The sequence below is a fragment of the Microcoleus sp. B3-D7 genome (assembly GCF_036705305.1).
Classification (GTDB): Bacteria; Cyanobacteriota; Cyanobacteriia; order Cyanobacteriales; family Microcoleaceae; genus Microcoleus.
This window is the reverse complement of the sequence record NZ_JAUBUE010000047.1, coordinates 24,181-43,071: the sequence shown is the minus strand read 5'-3', so window position 1 is coordinate 43,071 and position 18,891 is coordinate 24,181. Positions and strand designations below refer to the sequence as shown.

General features: G+C 47.1%; 15 protein-coding genes. 6 read left to right on the top strand and 9 right to left on the bottom strand.

Going from position 1 to position 18,891, the window contains the following annotated elements; translation table 11 throughout:
* Positions 1–627: 627 nt before the first annotated feature.
* Together QUB25_RS24330 and QUB25_RS24325 are read right to left on the bottom strand one after the other, a co-directional pair.
* The gene (locus tag QUB25_RS24330; protein WP_333187023.1) at positions 628–1,701 is read right to left on the bottom strand and encodes a hypothetical protein; all 1,074 of its coding nucleotides are present in this window, start codon (positions 1,699–1,701) and stop codon (positions 628–630) included.
* Positions 1,702–1,803: 102 nt separating this feature from the next.
* Positions 1,804–3,417, bottom strand: a complete 1,614-nt coding sequence (locus QUB25_RS24325) for a TonB family protein (RefSeq protein ID WP_333187020.1) — start codon at positions 3,415–3,417, stop codon at positions 1,804–1,806.
* A 747-nt stretch (positions 3,418–4,164) separates the two neighbouring features.
* Here QUB25_RS24325 and QUB25_RS24320 point away from each other — a divergent pair.
* Both QUB25_RS24320 and QUB25_RS24315 read left to right on the top strand, forming a co-directional pair.
* Entirely contained in the window at positions 4,165–4,824 is a 660-nt protein-coding gene (locus QUB25_RS24320) for a MotA/TolQ/ExbB proton channel family protein (protein ID WP_333059736.1), read from the top strand.
* Complete coding sequence (locus QUB25_RS24315; protein WP_333187017.1) at positions 4,808–5,209, top strand: biopolymer transporter ExbD; 402 nt, start codon at positions 4,808–4,810, stop codon at positions 5,207–5,209. Before QUB25_RS24320 ends, QUB25_RS24315 begins: the two co-directional genes overlap by 17 nt.
* A 238-nt stretch (positions 5,210–5,447) precedes the next feature.
* Here the strand turns inward: QUB25_RS24315 and hemL are convergent, their stop codons facing one another.
* Positions 5,448–6,746: a glutamate-1-semialdehyde 2,1-aminomutase gene (hemL, locus tag QUB25_RS24310; protein ID WP_333187014.1), complete on the bottom strand. Its 1,299-nt coding sequence runs from the start codon at positions 6,744–6,746 to the stop codon at positions 5,448–5,450.
* Between the two features lie 354 nt (positions 6,747–7,100).
* On the opposite strand from hemL, the gene hisIE reads away from it, so the two are divergent.
* Complete coding sequence (gene hisIE / locus QUB25_RS24305; RefSeq protein WP_333187011.1) at positions 7,101–7,751, top strand: bifunctional phosphoribosyl-AMP cyclohydrolase/phosphoribosyl-ATP diphosphatase HisIE; 651 nt, start codon at positions 7,101–7,103, stop codon at positions 7,749–7,751.
* Between the two features lie 160 nt (positions 7,752–7,911).
* Here the strand turns inward: hisIE and QUB25_RS24300 are convergent, their stop codons facing one another.
* The gene (locus QUB25_RS24300) at positions 7,912–9,168 is read right to left on the bottom strand and encodes an MFS transporter (RefSeq protein ID WP_333187008.1); all 1,257 of its coding nucleotides are present in this window, start codon (positions 9,166–9,168) and stop codon (positions 7,912–7,914) included.
* Between the two features lie 323 nt (positions 9,169–9,491).
* Here QUB25_RS24300 and QUB25_RS24295 point away from each other — a divergent pair, with 323 nt between their 5' ends.
* On the top strand, positions 9,492–9,998 hold the full coding sequence (locus QUB25_RS24295; RefSeq protein ID WP_333187005.1) for a hypothetical protein: 507 nt from the start codon (positions 9,492–9,494) through the stop codon (positions 9,996–9,998).
* A 445-nt stretch (positions 9,999–10,443) separates the two neighbouring features.
* On the opposite strand, the gene QUB25_RS24290 is transcribed toward QUB25_RS24295, so the two are convergent.
* The 4 genes from QUB25_RS24290 to QUB25_RS24275 form a co-directional block, all read right to left on the bottom strand.
* On the bottom strand, positions 10,444–10,737 hold the full coding sequence (locus QUB25_RS24290) for a TMEM165/GDT1 family protein (protein ID WP_333035445.1): 294 nt from the start codon (positions 10,735–10,737) through the stop codon (positions 10,444–10,446).
* A 60-nt stretch (positions 10,738–10,797) separates the two neighbouring features.
* Entirely contained in the window at positions 10,798–11,265 is a 468-nt protein-coding gene (locus QUB25_RS24285) for a TMEM165/GDT1 family protein (RefSeq protein WP_333187001.1), read from the bottom strand.
* A 225-nt stretch (positions 11,266–11,490) separates the two neighbouring features.
* Positions 11,491–12,141: a uracil phosphoribosyltransferase gene (gene upp, locus QUB25_RS24280; protein WP_333059729.1), complete on the bottom strand. Its 651-nt coding sequence runs from the start codon at positions 12,139–12,141 to the stop codon at positions 11,491–11,493.
* 35 nt (positions 12,142–12,176) lie between these two features.
* Positions 12,177–12,368, bottom strand: coding sequence for a hypothetical protein (locus QUB25_RS24275; RefSeq protein WP_333186999.1), 192 nt, complete (start codon positions 12,366–12,368; stop codon positions 12,177–12,179).
* Positions 12,369–12,854: 486 nt separating this feature from the next.
* Here QUB25_RS24275 and crtH point away from each other — a divergent pair, with 486 nt between their 5' ends.
* Positions 12,855–14,399, top strand: coding sequence for a carotenoid isomerase (crtH, locus tag QUB25_RS24270; protein WP_333186996.1), 1,545 nt, complete (start codon positions 12,855–12,857; stop codon positions 14,397–14,399).
* A 150-nt stretch (positions 14,400–14,549) separates the two neighbouring features.
* Here crtH and QUB25_RS24265 read toward each other — a convergent pair whose 3' ends face one another.
* The gene (locus QUB25_RS24265; RefSeq protein ID WP_333174688.1) at positions 14,550–14,990 is read right to left on the bottom strand and encodes a pentapeptide repeat-containing protein; all 441 of its coding nucleotides are present in this window, start codon (positions 14,988–14,990) and stop codon (positions 14,550–14,552) included.
* Between the two features lie 530 nt (positions 14,991–15,520).
* On the opposite strand from QUB25_RS24265, the gene QUB25_RS24260 reads away from it, so the two are divergent.
* The gene (locus tag QUB25_RS24260; protein WP_333186993.1) at positions 15,521–18,883 is read left to right on the top strand and encodes an EAL domain-containing protein; all 3,363 of its coding nucleotides are present in this window, start codon (positions 15,521–15,523) and stop codon (positions 18,881–18,883) included.
* The last annotated feature ends 8 nt before the right edge of the window (positions 18,884–18,891 follow it).

Here is an 18,891-nt window from a genome sequence, read left to right as displayed (position 1 = left end):
ATACGAAAACTCAGCCTGTCAGTAACAGGCGCAGCTATCTGTGGTCGCTGTTTGAATCGAGTGTCTTGACACGAGCGACGATACACTCGGGTAGCTGTCAACAAGTTAATGGCTTATCACTAATAATTTGCAGTAATCTTGTTAAAGTAAAACAAGTCTGCTGCTAATGTCAAGCAAGAATTCAAATTTGTTTGTTAAAAATTACGATCAGTTATTTGGGGAAGCTGCACCTGCGGACGATCGGCGATTTGGGGGGTGCAGCGGTCGGCGGACCTGACTCTTAGCCGCGAATAACTATAAAATTGGCGGCTTTAGATAAGAGGGAAAAAAACTGAGGAGGTCAGCTCAATCACGTGCTAGAGTCGCAACTGGAAGATATACTGTGTAGTCAAGCGATACAACTCTTCGGGGGTAGAATCTGTAGGAGATCGACGACAACGCCACTATGGAACTAACAGCATATTGGATGATCTAGAACAAGCCCAATTGTGGCAAGTCTTGCAAGGAGCCGCTAGCAGGGTATCTAACTCCGCCTGAGATCCAAATGGAATAAAAACCTAGTCCAATTGTGTTAAAAGTGGTTCACTGCTTTTTTAGAAAGAGAGTGGCGCGGAAAAGAAAAAACGACTATTTTTCTAGTTTACCTTGTTGCCAATTTCCTTCTAGCTTAGTTCCATCTGCATAAATGTAAGAACCTTGACCGTGTTTTTTCCCGTTAAGGAATTCACCTTGATAGCGATCGCCATTGGCGTAAATGCAGGTACCTTTGCCGTTGAACTGACCATCCCTAAATTCGCCTTCGCAGCGATCGCCATTCTTAAAAATGTAAACTCCTTTCCCGCTCATCTTACCCTTGACAAAAGTGCCTTTATAGCTATCTCCATTGGCGAACTCACGGACACCTTCACCACTAAATTCTCCATTGTCAAACGGCCCTTGATAACGTCCCCCTTCTTTAAAAGTAAACAAACCCTGACCTTGAGTATTGCCCTTCACAAACTCTCCTTCATAGCGGTTGCCGTTCGGATATTCGCGAACCCCTTTACCGTGAAACTGCCCTTCACTAAATTGCCCCTCATAACGACCTCCTTCAGCAAAGGTATAAATTCCCGGCCCGTTAGGCACATTATTCAGCAACTCTCCTTCGTAGCGGTTCTTATTAGCATATTGACAGACGCCTTTGCCGTTAATTTTTCCTTCTTTAATATCTCCTTCGCATCGAGTGCCGTTACTGAACGTAAAAGCCCCGCGACCGCTGGGAGAACCATTGGTAAAAGAGCCTTCGTAACGAATGCCGTTAGTTGAGGTAAAAGTTCCTGTACCGTCGAACTCACCGTTTTTAAAAGTGCCTTCGTAGCGGTTGCCGTTAGCAAATTCGCGGACACCTTGACCGTTGAATTCACCATCGGCAAATTCTCCTTGGTATCGACCTTCTTCTTTAAAAGTATAGATGCCTTTACCGTGAGGTTTGCCGTTGAGAAATTGGCCTTCGTAGCGATCGCCGTTGGCATATTGACAATTGCCGGGGCCGCTAAGTTTTCCCTCACTCAATTCTCCCTCGCAACGTCCGCCATCGGGTAAAGTAATTACTCCTGCCATTGCGCTGTGAGGGTTGGCAAACAACAAAGCCATTCCCAAGTTGGAACCAAGTAATAGAACGAGTCCAACTCGCTGAAGTTTACTTAATATTGGTGACGACATTCCCAAATTCATAATTCACAAAAAATTCAACTTTTAACTTTGCTATTCCTTGGACATTGCTATAGAATTTCCAGCCAAATTGCTAGAGTCTCAAAAAAATCCCTAGTCAGTGAGCAGGAAGGTAATGGTTATTCTTTCTCCTTGAATGCCACTCTCTGATGGGGCATATTTCCTTTCTTCTACTGTTTTCATGGCTGCGCGATTCAAGTCGTTGTATTTGCTAGGAGTCAAGATCTTGATGTTGACTGTCTTACCGTTGGGGTCAATGTCACAAATGAGTTCCACTTGGCCTTGGCGCCCTTCTTCTCTGGCTGCGCTCGGATAGTTAGGTTTACCGCAGCCACTAATGCAAGTGCCTCCAGGCGTGCCGGGAGCGCGCGAAGGACTCCCCCCTCTTCCTGGATTTGTCGGTTTTTGCCCTGACCCCGAACCGCTTCCAGAGCCTCCGCCTCCACGACCTCCGCCTCCAGAACCTCCGCCTCCAGGGCCTCCGCCTCCAGGGCCTCCGCTTCCAGAGCCTCCGCTTCCAGAGCCTCCGCTTCCAGAGCCTCCGCCTCCAGGGCCTCCGCCTCCAGAGCCTGGTAAGCCAGCCGTCGTCGATCTTCCCAATCGCCCCGAACCATCCCCAAATGGCTCTGAGGAAGGTAGGTCGCCATTTTCGCTGGCGCCAGATGGTGAGTTCGACCCACTTCCTCCAGGGCTTCCACCTCCAGGGCTTCCGCCTCCGGGGCCACCAGAGGCAAGGTTTCCTAAACCTCCGATCGCATTTCCAGAATTGCCACCGCCTCCTGGCCTAGCAGGTGTGACAGGCGACCCGGCCCCGGGCGATCGCTGTATGGGCCCGGAAGAAGGATTTAATGGCTCTGAGGAAGGCTCCCCGCTACCCGCCGAAGCAGATGACGAGAGTGGGTTATTTTTTTCAGGGCTGTCGGAGGAGTTGGGATTTCCAGCATCTTTTGTAAAGTCTGGGAGTCTCCCAGCACTCTTGAGGGGGGAGGCGGTAACGGGTGGTTCGCTTTTTGGAGGATCGGGCGAAGGGGTTTCGGGTTCCTTGGCGATCGGGGTTTTAGGAGTTTCTGGGGAATTAAAATCTTGTTGAGGTGGGGGGGAAGGCTCCAGAGGAGTTGGTGGTGGCGTTACCGCTACGGGTGGCTTCTCTGGAATTGGTGGTGGCGTTACCGCTACGGGTGGCTTCTCTGGAATCGGCGGTGGCGTTACCGCTACGGGTGGCTTCTCTGGAATCGGCGGTGGCGTTACCGCTACGGGTGGCTCCTCTGGAATTGGCGGTGGCGTTACCGCTACGGGTGGCTCTTCTGGAATTGGCGGTGGCGTTACCGCTACGGGTGGCTCCTCTGGAATCGGCGGTGGCGTTACCGCTACGGGTGACTCCTCTGGAATCGGCGGTGGCGTGGCGGCTACGGGTGACTCCTCTGGGGGAGTTGGCTCTGCTGGCAGTTCTGGTTTTAACGTCTCAGGTGGGGGAGATACCTTTTCTGGAATAGTCGGCTCTGGCTGGGTTTCCTCTACTTTGGGCTCATCAAGCACAACAACTTCAATGGGTTCCTCTGCAAATTCAGCAGGTTTGACCAAGTTGAGGCTCAACGGCAGCGCGACACCGTGCAGGAAGGTTGAGGCTAACATACTGATCGCCAGAACTTTTTTGAGAGCTTCTTCTTGTTGTTCTCTTTGCGTCGCCGAAATATTTGAAAAACTCATGCCTTATGAATCTCCTTGATGGATGGGTTGGCAACGTCCTCGCTGGCTCCCCCACATAACCCGAAACAAGCTACCAACTGCGGGTTGAGCTTGCTATCACTTATGAACCTACCCATCCTATAAGAAGACTGTCACCCTGTTCAAGACTCTTGCAATTAATTTTCATTATTTTATTTTGATATAGCGAGTAGACACTACCAATCAGCATTTCCTTTGGGTGCGCCTACGTCGCTCTCGTGGGTGCTGTCAATGTTCTGATTCTGGCAGGGCAAGGTTCCACAATGCCTTAAATACAATACTTTAGCCCGTAATCTACCAATAAATTTCAATACTCTCAAGCTTTTCAGAGAATATTTTATATAACGACATTAAATTTATAAAATAAATTAAATAAGCAAATATTATTTTAAATTTTGGATGATGGCTTGACAAACACTGAATTTTGTGGAAACCTAGTTGAGAATCTTTTAAATTATTGAAGATTATTGTCAAGTCCTAACGGAAATCTTTAGCAAGCACTGGTAGAAAAATCGGTCGAGATCGCAGTAGAAGCATTTTGGGTAAAGACGAAGATAGTCACATACAGGTAATGCGTTTGTGCGATCGCGATCGCCCTTGAGTGCAACAATTCGCAGTCTGAATCACTTGTGCCGACTTGACGCAGAAACTCTACCAGCCTTCGATCGGGCTAATTGCAACATTAGGCAGCTTGCGATCACTCAACACAGCTAACGAGAATACAAACTAATGGATAATTTCATTTACATTTTTCGCGCTGGGGGCATTGTTTCTTGGCCGCTGCTTGCCTCGTCAATCGCAGCAGTCGCACTGATTTTAGAGCGTCTTGTCTTTTGGTTTAAAGTGAATCGGCGACAGCGGCGGGTCGTCCGGGAAGTGCTAAGACTTTACAGTCAAAACCCGGATTCCGCCATCAAAAAGTTACAAGTAAACGCTGATTTGCCGTTAGCCAGAATTTTTTTGGAAGCATTAGAATTAGACTCGCCCAACATCGAAGAATTTCGTTTGGTCTTAGAGAGTGCAGCTCAGGCAGAAATCCCCGTTTTGAAGCGATTCAATACAATATTTGACACCATTATCACCCTCTCCCCGCTATTTGGGTTGCTCGGAACAGTTTTGGGCTTAATTACCACCTTTGACTCCCTCAAACTGGGAGATGCTGCAGGCACCAATGCCGCGGGCGTTACCGGGGGGATTAGCGAAGCCCTCGTTTCTACGGCAATGGGGTTAGTAGTGGCAATCTTTACACTCGTATTTGCTAATATGTTTCGCGGGTTTTACTTACAGCAGATAGCTTTTATGCAGGAAGCCGGAGGTCAGCTAGAGCTATTGTACCGTCACCACTACGAAAAACTACCAAGAGAATCTAACTATGCGCCTACCCGATGAACCTGATAGTATTCCCCAGATCAACATCGTGCCACTGATTGATGTAACCTTCGCCATATTGACGTTTTTCATTGTTTCCTCTTTGTCTTTATCCAAATCCGAGGGTCTACCCGTAAATTTACCGAAAGCAGCAACCTCTCAAGTTCAGGACTCGCCTGCTAAAATTACCGTCACCATTGATGCTCAGGGAAAATTATTGGTTGATAAAAAGTCAGTCAACTTAGAGCAGATTGAGAGTACAGTGCGACAGGTAATGGGGTCAAATCCGAACTCATTAATTGTGCTGAATGCGGATAGAAGCGTCAATCACGGAAATGTTGTGGAAGTTATGGATCGATTACGCCGAATTAAGGGAGCTAAGTTAGGGATAGCTACCGTAAAGTAGAGAGCTTCTATAATTACTAATTTGTAATTTCCTCACGCCTTTAAACTGAAATTACCCTGTGCAGATCTAGTAAAAAAGACTGTAAACCTGATTAAGAGCTAGTCCTGAATACTCAGTATACGATTCAGGACTTTATTTGATAAAGCAGTTAATAATTAAAGTCCTTACTGCCAATAAACAGCAAGGACTTTAATTATTTATTCCTGAGTTTTAAGAACGAACATCCTTACTACACACGTTAAATACTTGCCATCACTTCACGCGCTGCCGCCAAAGTTCGATCGACATCTTCCTCAGTATGAGCCAAAGAAGTAAATCCAGCCTCAAACTGCGAAGGAGCCAGATAAATTCCGTGCTCCAACATTCCCCGGTGAAAGCGGCTGAACTTCGTCAAATCCGACTTCTTCGCATCCTCGTAATTGTGAACCGGGCCAGCCGCAAAAAACAAGCCAAACATCCCGCTAATTTGCCCGCCCCAAACCGCGTGTCCGGCTTCCTTAGCAATTTTTAGCAATCCGTCAGACAGTTTTTTGGTAATCTTATCCAACTGTTCGTAAGTGCCGGGTTTTTGCAGCAATTCCAAAGTCTTAATCCCAGCAGTCATCGCCAAAGGATTTCCCGACAGCGTACCCGCTTGATACATTGGGCCAGCAGGAGCAACCATTCCCATAATATCCCGCCTTCCCCCGTAAGCTCCCACCGGCAAACCGCCACCGATAACTTTACCCAAAGTAGTCAAATCCGGGGTGACACCGAATCTTTCCTGAGCTCCGCCGTAGGCGATGCGGAAACCGGTCATTACTTCATCAAAAACTAACAAAGCACCGTTATCTTTAGTAATTTCCCGCAAACCTTCGAGAAAGCCTGCATCCGGGGTAATAAAACCCGCATTCCCCACCACGGGTTCGAGAATTACGCCTGCTATCTCGCCGGGATTTTCGGCAAATAAAGCTTTGACTGCTTCTAAGTCATTGTAGGGAGCGTTGAGGGTATTGCTGGTAACGGATTTCGGCACGCCCGGGGAGTCGGGAAGACCAAGAGTTGCGACGCCGGAACCGGCTTTTACCAAGAACATATCGGCGTGCCCGTGATAGCAGCCTTCAAATTTAATCAGTTTATCGCGTCCGGTGAAAGCTCGCATCAGCCGCAAAACGGCCATACAGGCTTCGGTGCCGGAGTTGACAAATCGCACCATTTCAATGCTGGGAACGGCATCGATGACCATTTCGGCGAGTACGTTTTCCAACAGCGATGGTGCGCCGAAACTCGTACCTTTTTCTAAAGATTCGTGCAAGGCTTTGATGACTTCCGGGTGGGCGTGGCCGCAGATGGCCGGGCCCCAAGTGCCTACATAGTCAATGTATTGGTTTTCGTCAACGTCCCAAATGTAGGCTCCTTTTACCCTGTCAAAGACGATGGGCTGTCCGCCTACGGATTTGAAAGCGCGCACGGGGGAACTGACGCCACCTGGCATCAACTTCTGGGCGGCGGCGAAAATTTCTTCTGATTTGGTCGTTTTCAAGGTTGTGGAAACCAATGTTTTCTCCTTAGTGAACGTCTGTTGTTGGTAGAATAATTTTATAACCGGTTCAACATAAAGGTTAGGTCGATTCAAGGAAACTATTCTAGTAGATTTTAGGGTACAAACCAATGAGTAGCAATACTAGCTTGGGTTTTTTAGGCTTTGTTGCACTAGCACCGTGAAGCGAAGCTATCCCATAGGGAATCGCCCTAAAGTGTAATTTTTTGTAAAAGAGTTCTTGACAATTTACCCATCCCTTGCTCAATCTTCTCTTTTCTCTTCCTTTGCCTCCTCTGCGTTCTCTGCGGTTAATAAAAAAAATCTCCCACAGGAAAGCGTTAATCTATCTTACCAAGTTGAAATAAAATTATGTCTACTACTGATTTATCAAGTTTGAGCCGATCGATCCCAATTGAAAAGATTCGTTACGACGATCGCGGTTTAGTGCCTGCGATCGTCCAAGATTATTTGGACGGTACGGTGTTAATGATGGCCTGGATGAATCGCGAGTCGCTGCAAAAAACGCTCTCTACCGGGCAAACTTGGTTCTGGAGTCGATCGCGCGCCGAATTTTGGAACAAAGGGGCGACTTCGGGACACGTTCAAAATGTCAAAGGGCTGCGTTACGACTGCGATAGCGATGCTTTGCTAGTCACTGTCGAACAAGTTGGAGATATTGCTTGTCACACGGGAGAAAGAAGTTGTTTTCACCAAGTTGATGGGGAAATTTCACCGCCGCCAGGGGATATGTTATCTCAATTATTTGCGGTAATTTGCGATCGCCGCGACCATCCTAACGAAAGTTCTTATACTTGCAAATTGTTCGAGGGCGGCGACAACAAGATTCTCAAGAAAATTGGCGAAGAGTCGGCGGAAGTTGTGATGGCTTGCAAAGATGACGACAAAGAGGGGATTGCTGGGGAAGTTGCGGATTTATTTTATCACGCTTTAGTTGCTTTGGCTCACCATCAAGTTGATTTGAGAGCAGTTTACCGCAAATTGGGCGATCGACGAAAATAAATTAGTTAGTTGACTGTTGACTGTTAATCCTAACAACTACAGTCTTGGACGCACGGGGAGTCACAAACCCGGTTTCTCTGAAAAATCGTGGTATCGAACCGAGAGATATTGACGCAGAAACCGGGTTTTTTGGTCTTAGTTTTCAACGAACAACTGAATATTAGATTCTACTTTTCAACATTCGATCGAGCTTTTGCAAAATAACCACAGCCACAATCACACTAACAGCCAAACCCAACCAAAAATTATCCGCCGCCCATTTACCTCTATCCAAAGCCACACCGCCCAGCGGAGGCCCGATTAAATAGCCGATCGCCCAACACTGAGAACTAACGGCCAAATACACGCCCCGCAAAGACTCTGGGGCTAAATCCACCACCAAAGCAGAAGCAAAAGGCGTATAAGCAACAGTCGCAACAGACAAAAAACTCAAGCCTAAAACAGCTAAAAATAGATTGCCAGTTGCAGCCATTCCCGTCAAGCCGATCGCGATAAATCCCATTCCCCACAGCAGCGCCGAAATCATCAAAGCTTTCGGGTGGGAAAACGGCTTCAAAGCTTTAACAATCGGCAGTTGCAAAGCCACAGTTAAAAACGTGCTAAAAGCAAACAAAACGGTAATTGTACCTGTTGAAAAGCCTGTTCTAGTCCCCACCGCGACAAACTTGCTAAAGTACAGCGGCATTGTGGTTTGGATTTGGGAAATATATAATGTGAACAGGGTATTTACTAAAGCATAAACTAGAAGACTTCGATCGCTCAGCGCCACGATCCAACCATTTTCCCGATTTTTTTTTCCTCTATCCCCTGGATTAGCTGGTTTGTAGGTTTCGGCGATCGCGATCGCCACTACCGCAAACAGCACTAAAAACGAGATACCATCAATAATAAAGAGCGATCGATAGTTCCCCGTTAACTCAATCAACAAACCGCCCAAAATAATCCCAACTTGCAAACCCAAATTATCAGCCAGCCGCGTCAAAGCAAAAGCTTCCTGTCGCTGTTCGCCCTCAGTTAAATCCGCCACCATCGTCTCGGTTGGAGGCCAATACAAACCCACGCCCAAACCCATCAGTAAATTGCCCGCAATTAAGCCAACGAAATCATTAGTCGCCGCCAGTATAAAAGAAGCCAGAGCACAAATAACTGCAGCCAGCAATAAAGTTCGCCGCCTTCCCCAAAATTTTGAATCACAAAAAGAACCGCCCAAAATTCTGCCGAATATTCCCGAAACTGAACCGCTACCCAAACCAATCCCAACAGCAGTAGCAGATAAACCCACGCGATCGACAAAAAATATCGGTGCGTAAAATAAAGTAAAACCGGTGCCACTTTGGGAGAGGAATCTGCCGGCGGCAAGAATCCAGACTTGAGGGGGGAGACGGGGCAACCAAGAGGATAATTGAAATTTAGGCATATTACAGTTGAATTAGGAGTTATTTCTGGATGCAGAAACCTGGGTTTTTATAAAAAAAATACGTTACGCTGTTTAATCAGGGTCAAAAACAGATGTCTTTGGTCGCAGTGCATAAGTCCTGCGAGTAATTATTAATTTATTCCGTACTTTTTCCGAATTAGTATTAGTTAACCGAAGTGATGAAAAACATAAGTGAGCTTAACAATTCTTCAGGGTATGTTACACAAAAGTTACCATTAATTTAAAAATACTTAACAGAATTTTAGAAAAAAGTTAGTTAAACTCTAGAAAAGGCAGAAGAAAATTTTAGAGGGTCTAATTATATGACAGCTATTACAACATCAAGAGTAGAATCAATCAAACCGCGCTGGCAAGCAATTGTCATGGTGGCTCTAATTTTCTGGCTCAGCGTTAGCCTGATTTTGGATCTAGTAATTATGCCCAGTCTCTACGTATCGGGCATGATGACATCTCCCGAGTTTACAACGGCCGGAAATTTAATGTTTTGGGGATTCAACCGGGTTGAGTTAATCTGTTCGGGCCTGGTGGCAACGGGTTTGATGGTTTTGAGCAATTTAGTCGGTGACTTCGGCAAGCGCAGCCGCACAGCAATTTTATTATCATTGGTACTTCTGGCGATCGCCCTGATTGACACCTACGGCCTGACACCCCAAATGAGTGCCCTAGGAATCCAGCTAAATCTGTTCGATTCCGCAGCAGAAGTGCCCGCCGGGATGAATCTACTGCACCAAGGCTATTTTGGATTGGAAGCGCTGAAGTTGGCTGTCGCCGGTACGCTGCTGGGCTGGTGCTACCAAAACCAAGTTTAATCGACACAATACTCAGATCTTGAGTGGAGAAAAAAAACTCAACCAGCAGCGGGGGGCGTGAATTCACGCCCCCCGCTAATTTTTTAAAATTTAGCGCGATCGAAAACGAGCCTTGAATTGCAGCCCTTCTGTATTCATCGGCGTTAATCTGTGTTTATCTGCCCTCATCTGCGGTTAAAAAAGAGAATATGTTAACCGCAGATGACAATGGATTGACGCTGATTCACGCTGATTAAGAGAATAGAGATCTGAATAATTCCGATGCTAACAGACTTGATATAACTATACTGTCAAGTTTCCTGAACCCGCCCAAAAACGGATACTTGCGAACGACTCCTGTTGTGAAGAGATCAAGATTTTAGACTCTTGTTCAAACTCCCAGATTCATCTGTGGAGTAAATCTCAAATCTTAAATCTCAAATCTCAAATCGACTGAGGACACGCCCTACTCGGATGCTTCCGGTAAATCTGCTTTTGGCAACAGCAAGCGCAAGCCCATCACCGCAAATCCGATCGCCGCGAGTCCCTTTACCAGTCGTTCCGGCAACACCTCTGCGGTGCTGAAGCCGATCGCCACACCGATTAAACTCGCCAGCAGCAGCGCCGACGCCGTGCCGAAAAATACAGCCCGCGGCGAGTTACAACTGCTGCCCAGGGCGATCGCAGCTAATTGACTTTTGTCTCCCAATTCTGACAAAAACACTGTAATAAAACTGATTCCCAGAAGTTGCCAGTCCATATTTTTTTCACTTCTTAGTTAGCTGTTGTAGAAATCTACGACTTACCGACAGGCAGACAATTAACCCAGCACTTCCCACAGCAGAACCGCCGAAATTGCCAGCAAAATCACTCCGGCTGCTCTCTCCAAAGTTCTCGGAGCAATCCGACTAGCCAGCCACCTTCCCAGCAACACCCCCAGCAAACTGGTTGCTATCAAAGCCGAACCCGCACCCGCAAAAACGATCCAAGGATTTCGAGATTCAGCCGTCATCAGCAAAATTGCGAGCTGAGTTTTGTCTCCAATTTCAGCTAAAAAAATAGTTGCAAAAGTCGAAGCAAAAATTGCCCAGTGCTTGGGCTTCAGTTTCTTTTGTTCCTGACAAATATCGGGATTTACCGTCACTGAGAGTTCAGCGGGCTCCGGGTTTAAAGCAGCACAAATCTCAGTAACCTCTTTTATTTGTAGTTGTACCTGTTGTGGCAAATCATAATTGAGGTTTACTGAGTCAGAAGCAGACAAGCTTGGCGGAACAGAATCAAGTTTCACGGGCAATGAGTGCTAAAAGCTATTTATTTTTGACTTGTACTTTTGATTCTAACTCTCTCTGTGCCTGCTTTTACCAAACCAGGGTCATCTTTTTCCCCAAATATTTCAGCAACTGATTCCTGAAACCACTCACCGCACCCAAAAAGAGATACAAGCCCCCAGATTTATCTGTCGAGTCAATCTAAAATCTCAAATCTCAAATCTCAAATTGACTGACGGACTTGTTCATGTGCCGTAAGTTCTATCGCCCGCATCTCCCAAACCAGGTACAATAAAGCCCTGTTCGTTGACTATTTCGTCGATCGTTGCCGTGTAAATCATCAAACTCGGGTACTCTGCACTCAGCCTCTTCAAAGCCGGAGGAGCAGCCACCACAGAGATAATCCGAATCAAGCTCGGGTCAATTCCCCGCTTCGTCAATTCCTGCATTGTCGCTATAATCGTACCGCCAGTCGCCAGCATCGGCTCGCTAATTATCACCCGCGTTGCCGGGTTAAACTGCGCCGGCAATTTGTTCAAATAACAAGTCGGTTGCAGCGTCTCCTCATTTCTTGCCATGCCGAGGTGGTAAACCGAAGCCAGCGGTACAACCGTCTGAATTCCTTCGAGCAGTGCCAAACCCGCCCGCAAAATCGGTACCACAACTAACGGAGCTTCCGGGTTGATAAAAGTCGCCGGACATTCGCCCAAAGGGGTCTGCACTGTGGTTTCCACTATCGGCAGCCATTCTCGAATCGCCTCGTAAGCCAGCCACCTTCCCAATTCTGTCATCGCAGAACGAAAAAGCACCGATGGGGTGGCGGCGTCGCGGGCGACAGCCAGCCAGTGTTTAATTAACGGATGCGGGGGAACGTAAACGCGCAGTTGCAGGGACATTAGGAAATTGGGGAGAGTGCTAGGTTTGAGAAATTTTATGCGGTGCGATCGATCTTCTTCGAGGGCTTCCTCAACGGGCGATCGATCGCTCTGTGCAACTTATCACATCCTTGAGGGCGCATACAAGCCAGAGATTGAGAATCGAGATATTGCACCATTTTCAAGATTGCCGTCACAGGCTCAAACCTCCGCCGGACTGCCGGACTATTGTAACAAGCACCAGCCATCGCTTAAAACTGACATCTTGCACCATTGTTAATAAGCCTTTCACGGGCCGGCTCTCCTGCCCAACCCTACTCCCCACAAGAAAACTCACTCTTTGTGGAACAGGCCCGAAAGCCTGTTAAGCGAGAATTGTGCCAGATGTGAGTTAGAACCCATTCGCCGATCGACCTCCATCAGCTTATTGAAATATTTTTCCAATAGTATTGACATTAATTAGCAACAAGGATATAGTGATTTTTAGTGTTCTCCTCTCAAAGGATCGGCAGACGGGGGCAGTCGGCAATGGTAGACTGTTCCCGCATTTTTTTGGGAAGCTGGGGCATTGGGCATCGGGCATCGGGCATTGGGCATTGGGCATTGGATATTGGGCATTGGCGAACTTCGGTCTTCCTGACATCCGCTACATCCGCTACATAATCCGTTGCCGAACTTCTTGCTTCGGGAGCGATCGACTGTAAAATCATAGAAATATTAAGATTTTTAACCTAATGTCAGCTCCTACCCAATCCCAGTTATTTTCTCCCAACTCCCGCCCTACACAGCAAGAGTTTGATGTGATTGTCATCGGTTCCGGCATTGGCGGACTCGTGACAGCCACCCAGCTAGCGGCGAAGAAAGCCAAAGTTTTAGTGCTCGAAAGCTATACAATTCCGGGGGGTAGCGCTGGATATTTCGATCGAGAAGGCTACAGATTCGATGTCGGCGCCTCCATGATTTTTGGCTTCGGACAGCGTGGCACCACCAACCTCCTCACCCGCGCCCTGAAAGCAGTCAACGTCACCTTAGAAACGATTCCCGACCCCGTACAGCTTCACTATCACTTACCCAGCGGCTTGGAACTTGAAGTTCCCCAGGCTTATGATAAATACTTGCAAGAATTAACAGACAGGTTTCCTCACGAACGCGAAGGAATCCACAAATTTTACGGCGAATGCTGGAACGTCTTTAACTGCCTCAACGGGATGGAATTGCTATCCCTAGAAGAACCCGGATATCTGGTTCGAGTCTTTTTTCAGAATCCTTTAGCCTGTTTGGGATTAGTAAAATATCTGCCTCAAAATACTGGCGACATTGCGCGGCGCTACATAAAAGACCCTACTTTGCTGAAATTTATCGACATGGAATGCTACTACTGGTCTGTAGTACCTGCGGACTTGACGCCGATGATTAATGCCGGAATGGTATTTTCCGACAGACATTACGGTGGCATCAATTATCCCAAAGGCGGAGTCGGTCAAATTGCCCAAAAATTAGTCGAAGGATTAGAAAAATGCGGCGGGAAAATTCAATACAAAGCTAAGGCTAAAAAAATTATTACAGAAAACGGCCGCGCTGTGGGAGTCGAGCTAGCAACCGGCGAAGTTTACCGGGCAAAGCGGATAGTTTCTAACGCCACGCGGTGGGATACTTTTGAAAAATTGCTGCCAGCAGAAGAGATGCCCGCTAGCGAAAAGAAATGGCAGCAGCGCTATCAAAAAGCCCCCAGTTTCTTGAGTTTGCATTTGGGAGTGGAAGCAAGCGTAATCCCTGCCGGTAGTGCCTGCCACCACATTTTGTTAGAAGATTGGGACAAAATGGAAGCGCCGGAAGGAACAGTTTTGGTGTCAATCCCGACCGTGCTAGACCAGGATTTAGCTCCCGCAGGATATCACATCGTTCACGCTTTTACTTCGAGTTGGATGGAAGAGTGGGAAGGACTTTCACAGCAGGAATATGAGGAGAGAAAGGAAGAGGCCGCAGGGAGAATTATTGAAAGATTAGAAAAGATTTTTCCCGGTTTAGATGCCGGTTTGGATTATATGGAAGTTGGGACGGCGCGCTCTCACCGTCGCTTTTTGGGGCGCGAAGACGGAACTTACGGGCCGATTCCGCGACAGAAGCTAATGGGTTTGCTGGGAATGCCGTTTAATCGAACTTCTATGCCTGGTTTGTATTGTGTGGGTGACAGTACGTTTCCCGGACAGGGTTTAAATGCGGTGGCATTTTCTGGGTTTGCTTGCGCGCACCGAATTGCGGTTGATTTGGGTTTTTAGCGGTAGTAGTAGGGTGCGTCAGATTGTTCGCTTGAAATACGACATAAAATGTGAGGCTCTGGGGCAGCCTACAAAAAGACTAAAAACCCGGTTTCTGGGAAAAACCGGGTTTTAAACTGAAAATTGGCGGTTTTCATTCTTTTACTGAGTTCACTGGTCGTAGCTGCCGCCGACGCCGATTTGGGTATTGTAGATTTTGGCATTAGTGATAGTCATGTCTTCCATTGATGCGCCGGATACGTCAGCGGTGTTAATGATGGCTGCGGTCAGATTTGCCCGATCGAGGTCTGCGTCATTTAAACTGGCATTAGTCAGGAAAACTTGGGTTAAGTTCGCACTCGTCAAGTTAGCACCCGTCAAGTCAGCACCTTCGAGGTTGGCACTAGATAGGTTTGCTCCTCGTAAATTTGCTTCTCTCAAATCAGCACCAATTAAATGAGCTCCCGTTAAATCTGCTCCTGACAAGTCGCACTTAAAACATTGCCCGGTTGACAATAACTGTTTGACGTGAGCGGGATTTTCAGCGCGAGCCGGGCCGGCCAACAGTAGCGGAGTAATTAAAAAAGTAGCGGCTAATAGATTGCGTTTCATAATCCCTTTTCCTCACCAGACTCTGTATTTAACTTCTTGTCTTGATATCTACAATCTTACCACTGTTGTTTCCGCAAGTTGCGATCTAATTCACAGATGGGCTGTGATATCGATTGCCCTTAACAACGCATAGATGGTCTCGACAAGCTCGCAAAACATAATTTCGCAAAACTTAACACTGCGGAACTTAAGACAGTGCCTTTTTGTAGTAACCTTTTCTAGGTTAGCTAATATAGCCAAGCGATGTGTCTTTCTGAAGATGGAGATGATTCGCAATACGAGGGATGATTTTAGGGATGATCCTATCGCAAAAAGTTCACATAAAATACTTTGTTTTTAATAAAAGTGTCACGAGGCTGAAAAATTAATTTAAAATAAAGATAAGCTTATAACTTTATAGGTAGAGGAAAAGCAGTCACTGGCTTGATCCCCAGTCCAAGCTCGGCTGCATTTTTAACAATAAATTTTAATTAGGTCTCAGCAGCGCAGTAAAAATCCACCTAGTGCTTGGCAAGCAGCACTTTTTTGGAATGTCGCAGAGTCCACGCGATCGCAAAACTCAATTAAATATGCTCAAAAACGATTCCTCCAAGTATCTGCCAACCTTAGCTCAAGTAATTGACCGCTACCCCTTGACAGTTGCGCCCGATACCCCACTAGCAGAAGTAATTACCCTGATGGGCCAACGGCGCGGAACTTGTTTTCTAAACCCAGACATTCCACCAAGCGATATCTATCAGCCACTAACAGAAATAGCAAATCCCCCCACCTCAAGCGCATTTAGAGACGCGACAGGTATCTGCGTCTTTGTCGTGGAAGAATCCCTAGAAAAATTATCCTCGCACTCTGCTCCACATTCTCAATTGCAAGGAATCTTCACAGAAAGGGATCTTGTCGATTTGATTGCCTCGGGCAAAAACTTAAAAGGTATCACCATCGCAGAAGTAATGAGGCAGCCTGCTGCAACTCTGACAGAATCCGAGACTCAAGACATTTTCAGCGCCTTAATTCTGCTGGGGAAACGAAGAACTAAGCATTTACCAATATTGGATAGTGAAGGTCAACTCTTAGGAGTAATTACCCCGGAAAGTATTCGCCAAGCCATGCTGAAACCGGCAAATATCTTAAAAATGCGCCGCGTGAAAGAAGTAATGACCGCACAAGTCATTCAAGCACCTCGCTCCGCGTCAGTTAGAAGTTTAGCCGAGTTGATGGCGCAGCACCGCGTTAGCTGCGTAGTAATTACCGAATCAACAGAATTATCGAGAAATTTACCGTTCCCCATTCCAGTAGGTATAGTCACAGAACGGGATATTGTCGAATTTCAAGCTTTAGATATAGATTTGTCAAAAACGATCGCCCAAACTGTGATGAGCACCCCCTTATTTAGCCTCAAGCAAGAAGACTCGCTGTGGGTAGCTCATCAGGAAATGCACCAGCGTTTAGTCCGCAGGTTAGTAGTAACGGGTGAACAGGGAGAACTCCTGGGAATAGTTACTCAAACCAACATACTTCGCGTACTTGACCCGATGGAAATGTCCGGGGCGATCGATGTTCTGCACGATTCAGTGGCAGAAAGGACTAAGGAATTGCAAAAAGCGATCGCATCGCTCAGCTTGACTAATGCCAGACTAGAAAGCGAAATTGCTACCCGCGTGCGGGCCGAGGCCAGGCTCCACCTTTTAGAATCTGCTGTAGTGAACGCTAACGACGCAATCGTGATTATGGATGCGGGAGACAGCGATATCTCCGACCCCACAATCATCTATGCCAACGAAGCTTTTACCCAAATGACGGGCTACCTACCCGAAGAAATCATCGGGAAAACCCCGAGTTGCTTGCGCGGCCCAGAAAGCGACCCAACCCAAGTCGCTAAAATTCGCCGTACTTTCTCTCGCCGAGAACCCCTACGCCTGGAATTGATTAACTACCGCAAAGACGGTTCAACATATTGGGTGGAACTCAACAGCGTACCCATTGCCGATACCTCCGGGAACGTTACCCACTGGGTGTCGGTGCAGCGAGATATTACCGATCGCAAGCGCATGGAACAAGCATTTTTTGAAGAAAAAGAACTCGCTCAGGTTACTCTACAATCGATCGGCGATGCCGTAATCACTACTGACGCCGACGGCTGCATTTCCACCCTGAATCCAGTTGCCGAAACACTCACGGGTTGGTCTACATTGGAAGCTAAAGGTTTGCCCCTCGCCAGCGTGCTGAGAATAGTTGACGAAACTACCAGGCGGCCGACCGAAAATATCGCCGAAATCGCTTTGTGCGAAGGTCGGATTGTTGACCAAGGACACAACAGCTTGCTGATTGACCGCAACAACACCGAATTTGCGATCGACCACTGCGTCGCACCCATCCACGCTAGCAGCGGCGAAATTGTCGGGGCCGTCGTTGTGTTTCGAGATGTCACGCAAGTGCGAACTCAAGCGCGGCAACTCACCTGGCAGGCAACTCATGACCCCCTAACGCAATTAGTCAACCGCCGGGAATTTGAGTACCAGCTAGAGCACGCCCTACACGGCGCTCAAGGTTACGGGCAAGAACACGTGATGCTTTACCTGGATCTCGATCGCTTCAAAATAGTTAACGACACCTGCGGTCATGCTGCAGGGGACGAACTGCTGCGCCAAGTCAGCCAGCTATTTAAAAGCAATATCCGCAAAACCGATATTTTGGCGCGTCTGGGCGGCGATGAATTTGCTGTACTCCTGTATAGTTGTCCCGTCGAACGAGGATTGAATGTTGCTGAAACGCTGCTGCGAAGCATTCAGGGATTCCGGTTTGGGTGGCAGGACAAAACTTTTTCGATCGGCGTCAGTATCGGTTTGGTAGCAATCAATCCCAAAACAGCATCAACATCTGCGATTTTGAGCGCGGTTGATATGGCCTGCTACGCTGCTAAAAATAAAGGTCGCAACCGGGTACAGGTTTATCAAGCCGGCGACCAAGAATTAATCAAACAGCACGGCGAAACCGAGTGGGTGGTGCAAATTCATCAAGCTTTAGAAGAGAATCGCTTTTGCTTGTACTCTCAGCCGATCGTACCTTTGCTCAACTCTCCAACCACCGGAACCCACTGCGAAATCCTCCTGCGCCTCCAGTTGGAAACTGGTGAGTTGGTGTCGCCGATGGCGTTTATTCCGGCTGCAGAACGCTACAACTTGATGCACGCGATCGACCGCTGGGTGATTCGTACTTTATTTAGCCAGTTATCTAAAATTTTCACAGCAAATTTATTAGTCCAAAACCCCGGGATAGGCAGCGATAAAATAGTTACCTTCCCTGCTTGCTCTCTTTCTGAGCTGCAATCGTCATTTGGCAAATATCCCAACCTTTATTCCATCAACCTTTCTGGGGACAGCCTCAACGAAGAAAAGTTTATCGAGTTTATTCAGGAACAGTTTTCCATCCATCAAATACCGCCGCAAATAATTTGTTTTGAAATAACCGAAACCGTTGCCATTGGTAATCTCAGTAAGGCCGCTAGCTTGATTTGGCAACTCAAGGAACTAGGCTGCCAGTTTGCCTTGGACGACTTCGGCAGCGGGATGTCTTCCTTTGCTTACCTGAAAAGCTTGCCGGTTGATTATCTCAAAATAGACGGCAATTTTATTAAGCATATTGTCGATAATCCTATTGATGTCGCAATGGTGGAAGCTATTACCAAAATCGCTCACGTCATGGGAATTAAAACTATTGCCGAGTATGTTGAAAATCAAACAATTATGGATAAACTAAATGAACTTGGGGTAGATTATGCTCAAGGTTATCATTTGGGCAAGCCTCAACCTTGTAACTTCACATCTCCTCTTTTAGAGGAATTTTTGGGGGAGTTTCCTGTTAATTCTTTGGCTTTTGAAGCTAAGCTGGCTTGTTGAAGAAGGAA

Excerpts from the sequence above, each read along its gene's own strand:
- QUB25_RS24330 (WP_333187023.1), bottom strand. The coding sequence starts at position 1,701 with ATGTCGTCACCAATATTAAGTAAACTTCAGCGAGTTGGACTCGTTCTA.
- QUB25_RS24325 (WP_333187020.1), bottom strand. The coding sequence starts at position 3,417 with ATGAGTTTTTCAAATATTTCGGCGACGCAAAGAGAACAACAAGAAGAA.
- QUB25_RS24320 (WP_333059736.1), top strand. The coding sequence starts at position 4,165 with ATGGATAATTTCATTTACATTTTTCGCGCTGGGGGCATTGTTTCTTGG.
- QUB25_RS24315 (WP_333187017.1), top strand. The coding sequence starts at position 4,808 with ATGCGCCTACCCGATGAACCTGATAGTATTCCCCAGATCAACATCGTG.
- hisIE (WP_333187011.1), top strand. The coding sequence starts at position 7,101 with ATGTCTACTACTGATTTATCAAGTTTGAGCCGATCGATCCCAATTGAA.
- QUB25_RS24300 (WP_333187008.1), bottom strand. The coding sequence starts at position 9,168 with ATGCCTAAATTTCAATTATCCTCTTGGTTGCCCCGTCTCCCCCCTCAA.
- QUB25_RS24295 (WP_333187005.1), top strand. The coding sequence starts at position 9,492 with ATGACAGCTATTACAACATCAAGAGTAGAATCAATCAAACCGCGCTGG.
- QUB25_RS24290 (WP_333035445.1), bottom strand. The coding sequence starts at position 10,737 with ATGGACTGGCAACTTCTGGGAATCAGTTTTATTACAGTGTTTTTGTCA.
- upp (WP_333059729.1), bottom strand. The coding sequence starts at position 12,141 with ATGTCCCTGCAACTGCGCGTTTACGTTCCCCCGCATCCGTTAATTAAA.
- QUB25_RS24275 (WP_333186999.1), bottom strand. The coding sequence starts at position 12,368 with ATGGCTGGTGCTTGTTACAATAGTCCGGCAGTCCGGCGGAGGTTTGAG.
- crtH (WP_333186996.1), top strand. The coding sequence starts at position 12,855 with ATGTCAGCTCCTACCCAATCCCAGTTATTTTCTCCCAACTCCCGCCCT.
- QUB25_RS24265 (WP_333174688.1), bottom strand. The coding sequence starts at position 14,990 with ATGAAACGCAATCTATTAGCCGCTACTTTTTTAATTACTCCGCTACTG.
- QUB25_RS24260 (WP_333186993.1), top strand. The coding sequence starts at position 15,521 with ATGTCGCAGAGTCCACGCGATCGCAAAACTCAATTAAATATGCTCAAA.